The sequence below is a fragment of the Lysobacter enzymogenes genome, assembly GCF_900106525.1.
Taxonomy (GTDB): Bacteria; Pseudomonadota; Gammaproteobacteria; order Xanthomonadales; family Xanthomonadaceae; genus Lysobacter; species Lysobacter enzymogenes.
Genome location: NZ_FNOG01000006.1, coordinates 129,390 through 143,715, shown reverse-complemented (window position 1 = coordinate 143,715; position 14,326 = coordinate 129,390). Strand labels below are relative to the sequence as shown.

The window sequence follows — 14,326 nt, the reverse complement described above, 5'->3', positions numbered from 1 at the left end:
GAGCGCTTGCCCGGCACGGGTCAACGAATTTACTATCGATCGCTATGAAATTCGGTGTTGCGAATTCGGAGCGCTTCGGCGGCTCGCCTGCGCCCGCTGCCGGCGGCGACGACGCGGCTTGCGCGGCGCCCGCGAGCGACACACCCGCACCGCGCCGCCCGCGCGGCCGGCCGCGCGGCTTCGACCGCGAGCAGGCGCTGGAAACGGCGATGCGCATGTTCTGGCAGCGCGGTTTCGAAGCCACCTCGATGAGCGAGCTGACCGCCGCCATCGGCGTCGCCGCGCCGAGTCTGTACGCCGCGTTCGGCAGCAAGGACGACCTGTTCCGCGCCGCGCTGCAGCGCTACCTGGAGCGGTTCCGCAGCGAGCGCGGCGCCGCGCTGGCCGCGCCCGGCCTGAGCGCGCGCGAGGCGTTCGCGCGCCTGTTCGACGCGCTCGCCGGCGATTTCGCCGCCTGTCCTGACCGCTCGGGCTGCATGCTGGTGGCGGCCGAGACCGGCGGCCTCGGCGCCGCCGCCGCGCAGTTGCGCGAGGTGCTGGGCGCGCACCGCGCCGGCATCGAGGCCGGCTTTCGCGCGCGGATCGAGCGCGGCCAACGCGAAGGCGACGTGGCCGCCGACGCGGACGCGGCGGCGCTGGCCAAGTTCCTGTCGACGGTGTTGCAAGGCCTGTCGATCCAGGCCCGCGACGGCGCCAGCGCGGAGCAGTTGCGCGCGGTGCTGCGCACCGCCCTGCGGGTGTGGCCGTCGGCCTAGGCGCGGCTCAGCGCTGCAGATACGTCCCGGGCGCGATCGCCGCGACGCCGGCGGCGCGCGCCGGCGCACGCACGCTTTGCAGCAGCGAGGCCCGCATCGGCGCCTGCGCCGTTGCGGGCGCGCGCACCGGGCGCGGCCGCGCTGCGAGCGGCACGCTGGCAGCGCAATGCGCGGTCAGCGCCGGCGCCTGCACCTGCGCCGCCACCGCGCGCGGCGTGCGCGCGACCGCCGCCGCGGCCGGCTCGTTGCGGATCGCGATCGACAACAAATGCGGCAGCGCCAGCAGCGCCGCGGCCAACGGCAGGTACCTGTCCATGCGTTTCTCCTGATCGGGCTCGAACCGCCGGCGGCGGGGCATTCGGCCGGCTTGCCAGAAGACGACGAACCGGAACGCGCGCATTCGACATGCGGATTCGGACAACGTCGTCGGCCGGCGCGCGTGGCGCGCCGGGGCCGTCTCCAGCGCGCTCAGGCTACGGGGCATTGCGGCCCGGAATTGTCCTAATTCGCGCAATCGGCGCGAATCGGGATCAGGGTACGGGTACGGACCGGAGCCCGAATCCAGGCGCGGGGCGGAGCGACGCGCGGCGATGGCTTGTCGCCAGATCTAGCGGATCGGCGCGCCCCGGCCGATCGCCAGGCCAAGGCGCAGACCGGCTCGGCGCAAACGAAAAGGGAGCGGTCGCCCGCTCCCTTTTCGCCGCGAACCGGGGCTCAGCAGTCCGGCGAGCAGATCGCCCAGCAACGCGAATCCGGCTGATCCGGATCGCAGTTGCTGCAGCACGGCCGCGCGAACGCGGACAGACTGACGGTCAGGCCGAACGCGAACGCACAGCAAGTCAAAAACAGCTTGGCGCGGGACATCCTCATCATCATGCACTCCTGTCTTCGGTGGCGATGGCCGTACGCGCGCATCCGGCGGCGCGCGGCGAAAGCGCCGACGGCGACGGCCGTTCGGCGCAGGGTCGCGGTTCCATCCGCGACGGCGCCTTGCCGGGCCGCACCGAGGCGCGGCCGACGAGGCGATCGGGGCGTGCCGGCGCGGCAGCGCACGCGGAACCGCGCAGGCCGCCGCTGCGCGACGCCGCAACCGATCCGCCGCGACAGCGGGACCGAGTGGGCGAGGCAACAGGTCGGTGACGGGCCACTGCGTACCTTCCGATGTTCGAGCGCTGCCGCGCGAACCAGGCGCACGGCCGAAGGCGAAACCCTACCCCCAGCCCTGGCGCGGTAACGCGGTGCGGGTCACACAACCCATCGCGGGCCGCAGCGTGCACGCAGCGGTTCGCCAAGCGCACCGATGCAGGCACTGAATACGCGCATCCAGCGCACGCATTTCTTCTGCCACGGCTGCAATGCCCTCGCCCGCCGCTGCGGGCGCGCGCCGCGCACGCACCGGCGTCGCCGCCAGCGCCGCTCAGAACGCCAGCGCCAGCCGTCCTTGCACGCCGTCGATCTGCGGGCCTTCACGCACCGACAGGTCGCGGGTGTACTGCAACTGCACTTGCACCTTGTCGTTGAGCTGCTGCGCCCAGGTCAGGGTGAGGTTGGTGTCGTTCTTGCTCCCGAGCAGACGCTCGCCGTGCAAACTCTCGCGCGCGCCGAAGCTCTGGCGCGCGCTCAGCGCGAAGCGCGTCTCCGGCGTCGGGTTGTAGCTCAGATGCGCGACCGCGCGGTACATCGGGTCGCGATGCACGCGGCTGCTGTCGTCGTGGGTGTAGAACTCGGCCTGACCCATGAATTCCGCGGTCCAGCGCTCAGCCAGCTTGGCCATGTAGCCGCCCTGCAGCTCCAGCGTATAGCGGTCCTCGCCGGTGATCAGGCCCTCGCCCGCGCGCGGCGAGGTCGGCAGGCTCAAATAGGCCGCGAAGGTCAGGTAGCGGCCGCGGCTCTCGTCGGCCTTGGGCCACCACGAGGTGCCCACGACCAGGTTGCCCATGCCGCTGAGGCCATCGCGGTCGAACGCGTCGCGCTGGCGGTTGCCCATCGAGATCACTTCGAAGGTGGTGGTCTTGCCGGCGAGCGCGAAGAAATGGACATAGCGCGCGACGAGCACGTCGGCGCGAAAATCCAGGCCATCGAACGCGCGCTTGCCGTCGGCGTAGACGCGGTCGCCGCGCAGGTGCTGGCCGTACAGCAGCAGCACGTCCATGCCCGGCGGCGCGGGCTGGATGTCGCCGGGATCCGGCGCGCTCATCGCCCACGCCGCGCCGCCTGGCCATGCCGCCGCCAGCGCCAAAGCGCACATCCCCGCCCGCCCGCGCCCGGCGCGGCGGCGTTCCTGATCGGACATGATCGTTCCCCTTGCGATGCAAACGGCCGAACCCGGGCCGCACGGCTCCGCGCGCACGCGTCGGCGCGGTTCGACGCAGACTCAGACGCGCTCGAGCGCCTGCCCGAGGTTGCGGTAGAACTCGCCGCGGTAGCGCCACAGCCACCCCGCATAGACGACGGCCGCCGCGGCCACCGCGATCACGCAGGCGGGAATCAGCGCGACGAACGCCGCGTTGCCGCCGGCCAGCAGCGGCAGGCTCTGGCAGATCAGCGCGATCAGCCCGGCCAGCACCAGCGCCGCGGCCAGCGGCGCGGCCACCGTCGTCCACGGCCGCCGCGGCAGCGGCCGCGACAGGAAGAAGAACGGCACCGCGATGCTGGCCAGCACCTGCACCGTCAGCATCGAGATCGAGGCCACCGCCGAGCCCACCGGCAGCACCGCCGCCATCGGATCGGCGCCGATCGCGGCGAAGGCCAGGATGCAGGCGATCGACGCGGCGAACTGGGTCGCGCCGGCCGCCGACGGCGTGCGCTGGCGCGGATGCACCCGCGCCAGCCAGCGCCACAGCACACCTTCGCGGCCCATCGCGAACAGATAGCGCGAAACCGAGTTGTGCAGGCTCAGCAACGACGCGAACAGACTGGTGATCACCAGCGCGTTCATCGCCGCCGCCACCGGCGGCGCGGTCAGCGTGGCCGCCATCGCGAACCAGAAATTGCCCGGATCGGCCTGCGCCGCCGCGACCACTTGCTGCGGGCCGTAGGCGACGGTGATCGCCCAGGTCGCCAGCGACAGGAACACGGTGATCGCGCCCAACGCCACGTAGGTGGCGATGGCGATGCTGCGGCGCGGGTCGCGCGCTTCCTCGGCGTAGATCGCGGTGGTCTCGAAGCCGAAATAGGAACCGGCAACGAACACCAGCGACACCCCGAGCCCGGCCGAGAACACCTGCGACGGCAACAGCGGCGCCGCCGAGAACCCCTCCGGGCCGCCGCCGTGCGCGAGCACCGCCGCCACGAACAACAACACGATGCCGATCTCGCACAGCATCAGCACCGCCAGCACCCGGCCGCTGAACTCGATGTTGCGGTAGCCGCACACGCGCACCAGCACCGCCACCGCCAGCGCGTTGATCCACCACGCCGCGCCCGCGCCGAGCCACTGCTGCTGCGCCTGTTCGAGGAAGAACCCGATCATCGCGAAGCAAGCCAGCTGGATGCCGAAGTACGCCGCCAACGCCAGGAACGCGGCGACGATGCCGGCGCCGCCGCCGAGCCCGGCGGTGACATAGGAATAGAACGCGCCGGCATTGCCGATGTGCCGGCTCATGGCGACGAAGCCGACGCTGAAAAGCAGGTACGCCGCGCCGGCCAGCACGAACGCGCCGGCGGTGCCGACGCCGTTGCCCATGCCGATCGCCACCGGCACCGCGCCGACCAGCCCGATCAGCGGGCCGTTGGTCGCGATGACGAAGAACACGATCTGCAGCCAGCTCAGCGCGTTTTTGCGCAGTTCCACCGTTTCCGCTTTGCCGTCCACGTTCGTCTCCCCTCCCCGGGTTGGACCTGCTGCGCCGGCCGCGTCGCGGCCGGCGGATTGGGTTCGCATCACTGCCGCGCTTGCATCGCCGCCGCGATCGCCTCGCCGACGATCCGCGTCCACGTCGCCACCCCGCCGGCCTCGCCAAGCAAGTCCTGGCGCACTTCGATGGCGAAGCGGCGCAGGCCGAACGGGCGCGCGTGGCGGTCGAAGGTGTAGCCGCGTGCGAGGCGGCCGTCGTAGGGCGTGTTGTCGCCGACCGGTTCCACTTCGCGGCGCAAGGCCGCGACGACTTGCGTCGCCGGCGTCGGTTGGTCCCAGATCACCGCCACCGGCGGCCGCGCGAGGCCGTCGAGGAACGGCGCGTAGCTGTGCACGGCGACGATCAGCGGGTCGCCGTCGCCGCGGCGCTTGGCCGCGACGGTCTCGCCGACCAACGCATGGAACGGCTCGAACACTAGCTGCGCACGCGCATGCCGCTGCGCCGCGCTGAGGTCGGCGTTGCCGGCGATCGCGCTGCCGTCCGACACCGGCGCGATCCAGTCGGATTCGAACGGCGCGCGGTTGCAGTCCACGAACAGGCGGCTGGTCGAGCACAGCACCGCCGGCGCATCCAGATGCAGCGCCAGGCCGCGGGCGAGTTCGCCCGCGCCGAGATCGACGGCGATGTGGCGCGACAAGTCGTGCGCGTCGCAGCCCAGGTCGGCGTAGCCCGGCGGGATGCGGTTGGAGGCGTGTTCGCACACCAGCACCAGCGGCGCGCGCCCATCCGGGTTGAAGACCTCGCCGGCGGGCCAGGCCGCGCCGCGTTCGAGCGCAAGCGGATCGGTGTTCATTTCGCCTCCGTTTCGCGCACGTGCACGGACTTGAGCTCCACCCATTCGTCGAAGCTCGCGCTGGCGCCGATGCGGCCGAGCCCGGAACACTTGGCGCCGCCCCAGGGCAGGTGCAGGTCGGCGTGATCGCAGCGGTTGACGAACACGGTGCCGGCCTGGATCGCATCGATCAGGCCGGCCGCCGCCTGCGGCTCGCGCGTCCACACCGACGCGGTCAGGCCGAAGCGGCTGGCGTTGATCGCCGCCAGCGCCTGCGCGTCGCCGTCCACAGCGGTCAGCGTCGCCACCGGGCCGAAGGTTTCCTCGCGCTCGATGGCCATGTCGGCGTTCACCTCGAGCAGGACTTCCGGCGACAGATAGGCGCCCTGCCCGGCGAGTTCGCCGGCGCGGTGTCCGGCCAGCGCGGCGCGCGCGCCGGCGGCGATGGCGGCGGCGACTTCGCCGGCGATGCGCTGCGCCGCGGCGGCGCTGACCACCGGCCCCAGATCCGGCGCGCGCAGCGGATGATCCAGCCGCAACGCGCGTGCGCGCTCGACGAAGGCCTCGACGAAGCGCGGATACACGCGCCGGTCGACGTAGATGCGCTCGACCGAGCAGCACGATTGGCCCGAATTGGAGTACGCGCCTTCGACCAGTTGCGCAGCGGCCCAGTCCAGATCCGCGTCGGCGCGCACATACGCCGCGTCCTTGCCGCCCAGCTCGAGCCCGGCCGCGACCAGCCCGGCGCTGGCGGCCGCCAGCACCGCGCGTCCGCCGCGCTCGGAACCGATGAACTGCACCGCCTGGAAGCGTCGCTGCGACAGCAGCCGCTCGACCATCGCATGCGGCAGGTGCAACACCTGGAACACGCCGTCCGGCAGGCCCGCCGCGTCCGCGCATTCCGCCATCAGCTCGGCGATCAACGCGGTCTGCGGCGCATGCTTGAGCACGAAGGCATTGCCCGCGGCCAGCGCCGCGATCGCCATCTGCGCGGCCATCGCCACCGGGTAGTTCCAGGCGCAGATGCCCAGCGCGATGCCCTTGGGCTCGCGCCGCAGCGCGCGGCGGATGCCGTCGCCGCCGTCCACAATCTGTTCGCCGAGCAACTGCGGCGCCAGCGCGCGCGTGCGCTCCCAGCCTGCCCGCACCCGACCCAATTCGTCGGCGAACTGCAGCGGCCGGCCGATCTGCCACAGCACCTGTTCGGCGAACTCGGCGCGCCGCGCCTCCATCGCCGCGACCAAGGCCTCGATCGCGGCCAGGCGCGCATCCAGGCCGAGCGCACGCCAACGCGGCAGCGCGGCCTGCGCGCGTTGCCGCGCGCGTTCGGACTCGGACTCGCGCGCATAGCGCACCACCGACAGCAACCGGCCGTCGACCGGAGAAACGATCTCGAAAGCGTCCATCGGCGGCCTCAGGCGAATTCGAAGAAGCGACGCAGTTCCACGTCGGTGACCAGCGCGGCGAACTCTTCGTCCTGGGCGCGCTTCATCTCCACGTAGGCGTCGACGAAGCGGTCGCCGAACAGCTCGCGCGCCGCGCGCGAGGCGTCGAAGCGCTCGATCGCCGCGGCGAAGCTGCGCGGGAAGCGGTAGTGCGGCGCGACCTTGTCGAGGTTCTCGTAGACGTTCCAGGTCGACTCCTCGCCCGGCTCGATCGCCTGCTCGATGCCCCACAACCCGGCGCCGAGCACGCAAGCCAGGGCCAGGTAGGGATTGGCGTCGGCGCCCGGCACCCGGCATTCGACGCGTTGCGAATGCGGCGAACCGCCGATCAGGCGCAGCGCGCAGGTGCGGTTCTCCCAACCCCAGGTCGCCGCCACCGGCGAGAAGATCCACGGCTGGTAGCGGCGGAACGAATTCACCGTCGGCCCGAACAGGATCAGGAATTCCGGCAGCAGGCGCTGCACGCCGCCGACGAAATGGCGCATCGTCCGGCTCATGCCGCGCGGCTCGCTCGGATCGTGGAACACCGGATCGCCCTGCTCGTCGCGCAGCGAAACGTGGATGTGGCCGCTCTGCCCGTCGGCCTGGTTGGACCAGCGCGCCATGAAGGTGATCAGCTTGTCGTGGCGCTGGGCGACGATCTTGGCCACGGTCTTGAACAGCATCGCGTCGTCGGCGGCGCGCACGCCCTCGCCGTAGGCCAGCGCGGCTTCCATGAAGCCGGCGCCCATTTCCTCGTGCACGCCTTCCAGCGGGATGTCCATGCGCTTGCAGCAGTCCATCAGCGCGTTGTAGAAGCCGCTGCCGACGCCCTGGCGCAGCATCAGGTGATAGGAGTTGTCGAGCGTGGCCAGGCGCAGGCCGCGGTAGTCCTTCTCGCGGACCGAACGCGGCGTTTCTTCGAACATGGTGAATTCGTATTCGCTGGAGTGGAACGCACGCAGCCCCTGCGCGCGCGCTCGCGCCAGCACCCGGCGATAGACGTTGCGCGGCTGCAGCGGGCCCTCGGGCTCCTCGAAATCGGCCAGGAACAGCAGATTGCGCGTGGGGCTCTCCCACGGGATCTCGCGCACGCTGTCGGGCACGATCCGGCACAGGCGGTCGCCGAAGATCACCCCGTCGCCGCTGCTGACGCCCTGCGCCGGACGCTGCACATCGCCGTGATCCAGCGCCAGCGCCGCGCCGGCGAAGCCGATGCCCTTGTCCAGCGCGCTGAGGAAGCGCTCGGTGGACACGTACTTGACCCGCAGCTGGCCCGGCATGTCGCCGTAGCCGACGTTGACGTGGTCGGGACGGCGCGCCTGGATCAGGCGCACGACGTCCTCGACGGTGGCGATCGAACTGAGGGCGGGGTCGGACATTCGGAACCGTTTCCTTTTATTAACAATGTTTCTATATGGAAACGTCGCGTGGTAGTTTTCGCTCATCGCGATCCGCGTGTCAAACCCTCTCGCCGCCGCACCCCGGCTCAGCCGACGGACGGCGGCCCAACCGGCGAGGTCCATGCATGAACCAGGCTTCCTTCCCCACGTGGGACTACATCGTGGTCGGCGCCGGTTCGGCCGGCAGCGTGCTCGCCCATCGCCTGTCGGCCGATCCGCAGGTGCGGGTGCTGTTGCTCGAAGCCGGGCCGGCCGACATCTATCCCTATCTCCATGTGCCGGCCGGAGAGGAAATGGCGCTGTCCAGCGGCAAGGTGACCTGGCCCTACCGCACCGAACCCGATCCCAGTCGCGACGGGCGCAGCGAGGACTGGCCGGCCGGCAAGGTGCTCGGCGGCAGCAGTTCGGTGAACGGGATGATTTACCTGCGCGGTTCGCGCGAGGACTACGACGACTGGGCGCGCGCCGGCAATCCGGGCTGGAGCTTCGACGAGGTGCTGCCGTGCTTCCTGCGCAGCGAGCGCAACTCGCGCGGCGCCGGGCCGGGCCGCGGCGGCGACGGGCCGCTGAGCGTCGCCGACCTGCGCAGTCCGCATCCGCTCGCCGCGGCCTTCCTGCACGCGGCCGAGGAACTAGGGCTGCCGCGCAACGACGAGTTGAACGGCGGCGATCCGTTCGGCGCCGGCTATCTGCAGGCGACCCAGTTGCGCGGCTGGCGCCACAGCGCCGCGCGCGCGTTCCTGCGGCCGGCGCGCGGGCGGCGCAACCTCGACATCGTCACCGGCGCCTTGGTCGAACGGTTGCTGATCGCCGACGACGCCGCGCACGGCGTGGCCTATCGCCATCGCGGACAGCGCCGGGTCGCGCACGCGCGAGGCGAGGTCATCGTCTGCGCCGGCGCGCTGGCCTCGCCCAAGCTGCTGATGCTGTCGGGCATCGGCCCGGCCGAACAACTCGAGCGCCACGGCATCGACGTGGTCCGCGACAGTCCGGGCGTCGGCGCGAACCTGCAGGAACATCCCGGCGCGCTGATCACCGCGCAGGTCAATATGCGCACCTACAACGTCGAGACCGGCCCGCTGTCGGTGCTGCGCCACGGTCTGGATTTCCTGTTGCGCGGCCGCGGCCCCGGGACCACGCCGATCGGCCACGCCGTGGCCTTCGCCCGCAGCGCGCCGCAAGTCGAGCGGCCGGACCTGCAACTGGTGTTCACGCCGATCGGCTACAACACCTCCGGCGACGGCCCGGTGCTGCTGCCGGTGCCGGCGGTGGTGATCGCGGTCAATGTCTGCCGTCCGCGCGCGCGCGGCACGCTGCGGCTGCGCTCGGCCGATCCGGCGGAGCTGCCGGAAATCCGCCTGGAAATGCTCGCCGATCCGCACGACCGCGGCTTGCTGCGCGAAGGCGCGAAGCTGGCGCGGCAGCTGTATGCGACCGGCGCGATGCGCGGCTATGTCGAGCGCGAGCTGCGCCCGGGCGCGCAGGTCGACAGCGACGCCGAGTGGGACGCGTTCCTGCGCAAGCACTGCATGCGCTTCAGCCATCCGGCCGGCACCTGCCGCATGGGCGTGGATGCGCTCGCGGTGGTCGGCCCGGACTTGCGCGTGCACGGCGTGCAGCGCTTGCGCGTGGCCGACGCCTCGATCATGCCGACCCTGGTCAGCGCCAACACCAACGCCGCGGCGATCATGATCGGCGAGAAGGCGGCAGAGCTGATCCTGCTCGGCGGATGACGTCTCGGTACGGCTTACTGCACGCGGCCGAGTTCGAGCCGCTAAAGTCGAGCGGCGGGATTCGAGTGGAGAGATTCAAGCGGCGAACGCCCCGCGCCACGGCCGATCCGCCGCACTCAAAGCCGCGCTGCCGCGACGCGGCGCGACGACGGCTCAGCGCTTGCGCTTGGGCCGCAACCCGGCGCGCGCCGCTTCGTTCTGCACCCGCGCGCCTTCTTCGCCGACGGTGTTGGACATCAGCAGCACCGCCTCGCGCGAGACCGCGAAATACGCATGACGGGTCTGCGCGTCGAACAGCACGCTGTCGCCCGCGGCCAGCACCAGCGGCTCGTAAGCGTCGGTGTGCAGCGCGACCTTGCCCTTGAGCACGTACACGAACTCCTCGCCCGGATGCGACACGAACGCGTCCTCGCCGCCGGGCGGCTTGTCGCGCACGGTCACCCGCCAGAACAGGTTGGACTGGCCGCTGAGCTCGCTGCACAGCATTTCGTAGGTGCGATGGCTGTGCTCGAACTTGCGCCCGCCATCGGCCCGGGTCAGCGTCCGCCGCGCGCCGGCGCCGGGCACGGGCGTGGGCGGCGCCAGCAGCGCCGTGGCCGGCACGGCCAGGGCTTCGGCCAGGGTCAGCAGCTCGGGGTGGCGCAGCGTCGCCAGGCCGTTCTCCACCTTCGACAGCTTGGCGATCGAGATCCCGGCGCGCGCGCTGAGGTCGCGCAGCGACAGCTGCGCTTTCTGCCGGGCTTGGCGGAGTTGCTCTCCCAGGGACATGGGCGATGGCGGACGTTGAGCGAAGACGGCCCAAGGCTAGGCCAGGTCCGCGCGCGCGTCCACCGTCCGCGCCGGGCGCGAAAACGAACAGGCCCGCAAAGCGGGCCTGTTGGTGCATTACCGGTCGGTCGCGGTCACGCCGGCGGGCTCATTCCCACTCGATCGTCGCCGGCGGCTTGCCGCTGATGTCGTACACCACCCGCGACACGCCGGACAGCTCGTTGATGATCCGGTTCGACACCGTGCCGAGGAAGTCGTACGGCAGGTGCGCCCAGTGCGCGGTCATGAAGTCGATGGTCTCCACCGCGCGCAGCGCGATCACCCATTCGTAGGCGCGCGCGTCGCCGACCACGCCGACCGACTTGACCGGCAGGAACACCGCGAAGGCCTGGCTGGTCTTGTCGTACAGGCCGGCCTTGCGCAGTTCGTCGATGAAGATGTGGTCGGCGCGGGCCAGCAGGTCGGCGTATTCGCGCTTGACCTCGCCGAGGATGCGCACGCCCAGGCCCGGGCCCGGGAACGGATGGCGGTAGACCATCTCGCGCGGCAGGCCGAGCTCGACGCCCAGGCGCCGCACTTCGTCCTTGAACAGCTCGCGCAGCGGCTCGACCAGGCCGAGCTTCATGTTCTCGGGCAGGCCGCCGACGTTGTGATGGCTCTTGATCACGTGGGCCTTGCCGGTCTTGCTGCCGGCCGACTCGATCACGTCGGGATAGATCGTGCCCTGCGCCAGCCACTTGGCATTGCCGAGCTTGTGCGATTCCTCGTCGAAGATCTCGACGAACAGGTTGCCGATGATCTTGCGCTTGGCTTCCGGATCGCTGACGCCGGCGAGCCGGTCGAAGTAGCGGTCGGCGGCGTTGACGCGCACGACCTTGACGCCCATGTGCTCGGCGAACATCGCCATCACCTGGTCGCCTTCGTTGTAGCGCAGCAGGCCGGTGTCGACGAACACGCAGGTCAGCTGGTCGCCGATGGCCTTGTGCAGCAGCGCGGCGACGACCGAGGAATCCACGCCGCCGGACAGGCCGAGGATGACCTCGTCGCTGCCGACCAGCTCGCGCACGCGCGCGATCTGGTCGTCGATGATGTGCGCGGCGGTCCACAGCGTCTGGCAGCCGCAGATATCGACCACGAAGCGGCGCAGCAGGGTCTGGCCCTGCTTGGTGTGGGTGACTTCCGGGTGGAACTGCACGCCGTACCAGCGGCGCGCGTCGTCGGCGAAGGCGGCGACCGGGATGCGGTCGGTCTTGGCGGTGACGACGAAACCTTCCGGCGCCTTGGACACGTGGTCGCCGTGGCTCATCCACACGTCCAGCCGCGGCGGCGAGCCCGGATGGTCCTTGAGGCCGTCGAACAAGCGGTCCTGCGCGACCAGTTGCACCTCGGCGTGGCCGAATTCGCGCTGGTCCGCCGCCTCGGTGGCGCCGCCGAGCTGCGCGGCCATGGTCTGCATGCCGTAGCAGATGCCCAGGATCGGCAGGCCGGCGTCGAACACTTGCTGCGGCGCGCTCGGCGCGCCCGGCAGCGTGGTCGACTCGGGGCCGCCGGACAGGATGATGCCCTTGGCGCCGTAGGCTTCGATCTCGGCCGGATCGTGGTCCCAGGCCCAGATTTCGCAGTAGACGCCGAGCTCGCGGATGCGGCGGGCGATCAGCTGGGTGTACTGCGCGCCGAAATCGAGGATCAGGATTTTGTCGCTATGGATGTCGGTCATGGAACCAGCAACGAATGGGGAGGAATGAGCAACGCGAAACACAAAAACGGCCTCGGAATAGCCGAAGAGGAGCGGGACCTTGGTTCCTCGCTCCTCTTCGCTCGTTCCCAGGCTTCACCCCGCCCGGTAGTTCGGCGGTTCCTTGGTGATCTGCACGTCGTGCACGTGGCTTTCGCGCGAACCGGCGTTGGTGATGCGCACGAAACTGGGCTTCTTGCGCATGTCCTCGATGGTCGCGCAGCCCACATAGCCCATGGTGGCGCGCAGGCCGCCGGCGAGCTGGTGGACCACGCCGCCGAGCGAGCCGCGATACGGCACGCGGCCTTCGATGCCTTCGGGCACCAGCTTGTCGGCGTCGGACGCGTCCTGGAAATAGCGGTCCTTGGAGCCCTGCTCCATCGCGCCCAGGCTGCCCATGCCGCGGTAGCTCTTGTAGCTGCGGCCCTGGAACAGCTCGATCTCGCCCGGGGCTTCCTCGGTGCCGGCGAACAGGCCGCCGACCATCACCGACGAGGCGCCGGCGACCAGCGCCTTGCCGATGTCGCCCGAGTAGCGGATGCCGCCGTCGGCGATCAGCGGGATGCGGTCCTGCAGCGCCTCGGCGACCATCGCCACGGCGGTGATCTGCGGCACGCCGACGCCGGCGACGACGCGGGTGGTGCAGATCGAACCGGGGCCGACGCCGACCTTGACCGCGTCCGCGCCGTGGTCCATCAGCGCCAGCGCGGCATCGCCGGTGACGATGTTGCCGCCGATCACCTGCAACTGCGGGAAGCGCGTCTTGACCCACTTCACCCGGTCCAGCACGCCCTGCGAATGGCCGTGCGCGGTGTCGACCACGATCACGTCCACGCCGGCCGCGGCGAGCGCTTCGACCCGCGCTTCGGTATCGCCGCCGGCGCCGACCGCCGCGCCGACCAGCAGGCGCTCGGCGCTGTCCTTGGCGGCGTTGGGATTGTCGGTCTTCTTCTGGATGTCCTTGACCGTGATCAGGCCGCGCAGCTCGAAGCCGTCGTTGACCACCAGCACCTTCTCGATGCGGTGCTTGTGCAGCAGCTGCAGCACTTCCTCATCGTCGGCGCCTTCGCGCACCGTGATCAGGCGCTCGCGCTTGGTCATGATGTGGCGGACCGGATCGTCGAGCTTCTTCTCGAAGCGCATGTCGCGGCTGGTGACGATGCCGACCAGCTGGCCGCCGTCGACCACCGGCACGCCCGAGATGTTGCGCGCGCGGGTCAGCTTGAGCACTTCGCCGATGGTGGTCTCGGGGCCGACGGTGAACGGCTCCTTGATCACGCCGGCCTCGAACTTCTTGACCTGGGCGACCTGGGCGGCCTGGGCCTGCAGGCTCATGTTCTTGTGGATGATGCTGATGCCGCCGAGCTGAGCCAGGGCGATGGCCAGGCGGGCCTCGCTGACGGTGTCCATCGCCGCCGACAGGATCGGCAGGCGGATCGACAGGTCGCGGGTCAGGCGGGTGGAGAGGTTTACGTCCTTAGGCAGGACGATCGAATGCGCGGGGACGAGAGAGACATCGTCGTAAGTCAGCGCTTCAGCCTGGATGCGCAGCATAGGCGGGCCCGGGAGGATGAAGCGCGCCATTCTAACCCGAAAGCGCCCCGCTCCGCTCGCCGCGCGGGCGGAAAGGGGCGTTCCGCGGGTGGGTTGCGCGGGGGCCGTTAAGGCTTGGCGGGCGGGGGTTGCGGGCTGCGGCGGGCCTGGGCGGGAAGCCCGCGGCCACAGACCCGAATCCGGCTTCAGCTGCCGAAGCGGCTGAACTGCGGTGCGGCCCTCCAGCCAACTGCGCCCTCCCCCGTTGTCATCCCCGCGAAGGCGGGGATCCAGAGACTTCAGCCGGTCACACCCGAAAGCCCAAGGGAAGACTCGACTTCCGGCG

11 protein-coding genes are annotated in these 14,326 nt (G+C 70.8%); 2 read left to right on the top strand and 9 right to left on the bottom strand.

The window, feature by feature from the left end; genetic code table 11:
* Positions 1–44 precede the first annotated feature (44 nt).
* Positions 45–755: a TetR/AcrR family transcriptional regulator gene (locus tag BLU84_RS16055; protein WP_083382699.1), complete on the top strand. Its 711-nt coding sequence runs from the start codon at positions 45–47 to the stop codon at positions 753–755.
* 7 nt (positions 756–762) lie between these two features.
* Here the strand turns inward: BLU84_RS16055 and BLU84_RS16050 are convergent, their stop codons facing one another.
* The 6 genes from BLU84_RS16050 to BLU84_RS16025 all read right to left on the bottom strand — a co-directional run bounded on the left by BLU84_RS16050 (position 763) and on the right by BLU84_RS16025 (position 8,190).
* Positions 763–1,071 carry a hypothetical protein gene (locus BLU84_RS16050; protein WP_139175045.1) on the bottom strand — a complete coding sequence of 103 codons (309 nt, stop codon included), beginning with the start codon at positions 1,069–1,071 and terminating at the stop codon, positions 763–765.
* Positions 1,072–2,172: 1,101 nt separating this feature from the next.
* On the bottom strand, positions 2,173–2,952 hold the full coding sequence (locus BLU84_RS16045; protein ID WP_170849183.1) for a transporter: 780 nt from the start codon (positions 2,950–2,952) through the stop codon (positions 2,173–2,175).
* A gap of 177 nt (positions 2,953–3,129) precedes the next feature.
* Positions 3,130–4,569, bottom strand: coding sequence for an APC family permease (locus BLU84_RS16040; protein WP_074869450.1), 1,440 nt, complete (start codon positions 4,567–4,569; stop codon positions 3,130–3,132).
* 68 nt (positions 4,570–4,637) lie between these two features.
* Positions 4,638–5,405, bottom strand: a complete 768-nt coding sequence (locus BLU84_RS16035; RefSeq protein WP_074869447.1) for an N-formylglutamate amidohydrolase — start codon at positions 5,403–5,405, stop codon at positions 4,638–4,640.
* Positions 5,402–6,790 (bottom strand): aldehyde dehydrogenase family protein, encoded by a 1,389-nt coding sequence (locus BLU84_RS16030; RefSeq protein ID WP_074869444.1) that lies wholly within the window; start codon positions 6,788–6,790, stop codon positions 5,402–5,404. Before BLU84_RS16030 ends, BLU84_RS16035 begins: the two co-directional genes overlap by 4 nt.
* An 8-nt stretch (positions 6,791–6,798) precedes the next feature.
* Positions 6,799–8,190 (bottom strand): glutamine synthetase family protein, encoded by a 1,392-nt coding sequence (locus BLU84_RS16025; protein WP_074869441.1) that lies wholly within the window; start codon positions 8,188–8,190, stop codon positions 6,799–6,801.
* 146 nt (positions 8,191–8,336) lie between these two features.
* Between BLU84_RS16025 and BLU84_RS16020 the strand changes: the two genes are divergently transcribed.
* Positions 8,337–9,944, top strand: a complete 1,608-nt coding sequence (locus tag BLU84_RS16020; protein ID WP_074869437.1) for a GMC family oxidoreductase — start codon at positions 8,337–8,339, stop codon at positions 9,942–9,944.
* A gap of 153 nt (positions 9,945–10,097) precedes the next feature.
* Here BLU84_RS16020 and BLU84_RS16015 read toward each other — a convergent pair whose 3' ends face one another.
* The 3 genes from BLU84_RS16015 to guaB form a co-directional block, all read right to left on the bottom strand.
* A complete protein-coding gene (locus tag BLU84_RS16015; RefSeq protein ID WP_074869434.1) occupies positions 10,098–10,712 on the bottom strand; it encodes a helix-turn-helix domain-containing protein in 615 nt (204 codons plus the stop codon).
* A 148-nt stretch (positions 10,713–10,860) separates the two neighbouring features.
* Positions 10,861–12,429 carry a glutamine-hydrolyzing GMP synthase gene (gene guaA / locus BLU84_RS16010; protein WP_074869431.1) on the bottom strand — a complete coding sequence of 523 codons (1,569 nt, stop codon included), beginning with the start codon at positions 12,427–12,429 and terminating at the stop codon, positions 10,861–10,863.
* 114 nt (positions 12,430–12,543) lie between these two features.
* The gene (guaB, locus tag BLU84_RS16005; RefSeq protein WP_074869428.1) at positions 12,544–14,001 is read right to left on the bottom strand and encodes an IMP dehydrogenase; all 1,458 of its coding nucleotides are present in this window, start codon (positions 13,999–14,001) and stop codon (positions 12,544–12,546) included.
* Positions 14,002–14,326 lie beyond the last annotated feature (325 nt).

What these genes read in the sequence shown, in the direction of transcription:
- BLU84_RS16055 (WP_083382699.1), top strand. Translation starts at nt 45, where the DNA reads ATGAAATTCGGTGTTGCGAATTCGGAGCGCTTCGGCGGCTCGCCTGCG.
- BLU84_RS16050 (WP_139175045.1), bottom strand. Translation starts at nt 1,071, where the DNA reads ATGGACAGGTACCTGCCGTTGGCCGCGGCGCTGCTGGCGCTGCCGCAT.
- BLU84_RS16045 (WP_170849183.1), bottom strand. Translation starts at nt 2,952, where the DNA reads ATGAGCGCGCCGGATCCCGGCGACATCCAGCCCGCGCCGCCGGGCATG.
- BLU84_RS16035 (WP_074869447.1), bottom strand. Translation starts at nt 5,405, where the DNA reads ATGAACACCGATCCGCTTGCGCTCGAACGCGGCGCGGCCTGGCCCGCC.
- BLU84_RS16030 (WP_074869444.1), bottom strand. Translation starts at nt 6,790, where the DNA reads ATGGACGCTTTCGAGATCGTTTCTCCGGTCGACGGCCGGTTGCTGTCG.
- BLU84_RS16025 (WP_074869441.1), bottom strand. Translation starts at nt 8,190, where the DNA reads ATGTCCGACCCCGCCCTCAGTTCGATCGCCACCGTCGAGGACGTCGTG.
- BLU84_RS16020 (WP_074869437.1), top strand. Translation starts at nt 8,337, where the DNA reads ATGAACCAGGCTTCCTTCCCCACGTGGGACTACATCGTGGTCGGCGCC.
- BLU84_RS16015 (WP_074869434.1), bottom strand. Translation starts at nt 10,712, where the DNA reads ATGTCCCTGGGAGAGCAACTCCGCCAAGCCCGGCAGAAAGCGCAGCTG.
- guaA (WP_074869431.1), bottom strand. Translation starts at nt 12,429, where the DNA reads ATGACCGACATCCATAGCGACAAAATCCTGATCCTCGATTTCGGCGCG.
- guaB (WP_074869428.1), bottom strand. Translation starts at nt 14,001, where the DNA reads ATGCTGCGCATCCAGGCTGAAGCGCTGACTTACGACGATGTCTCTCTC.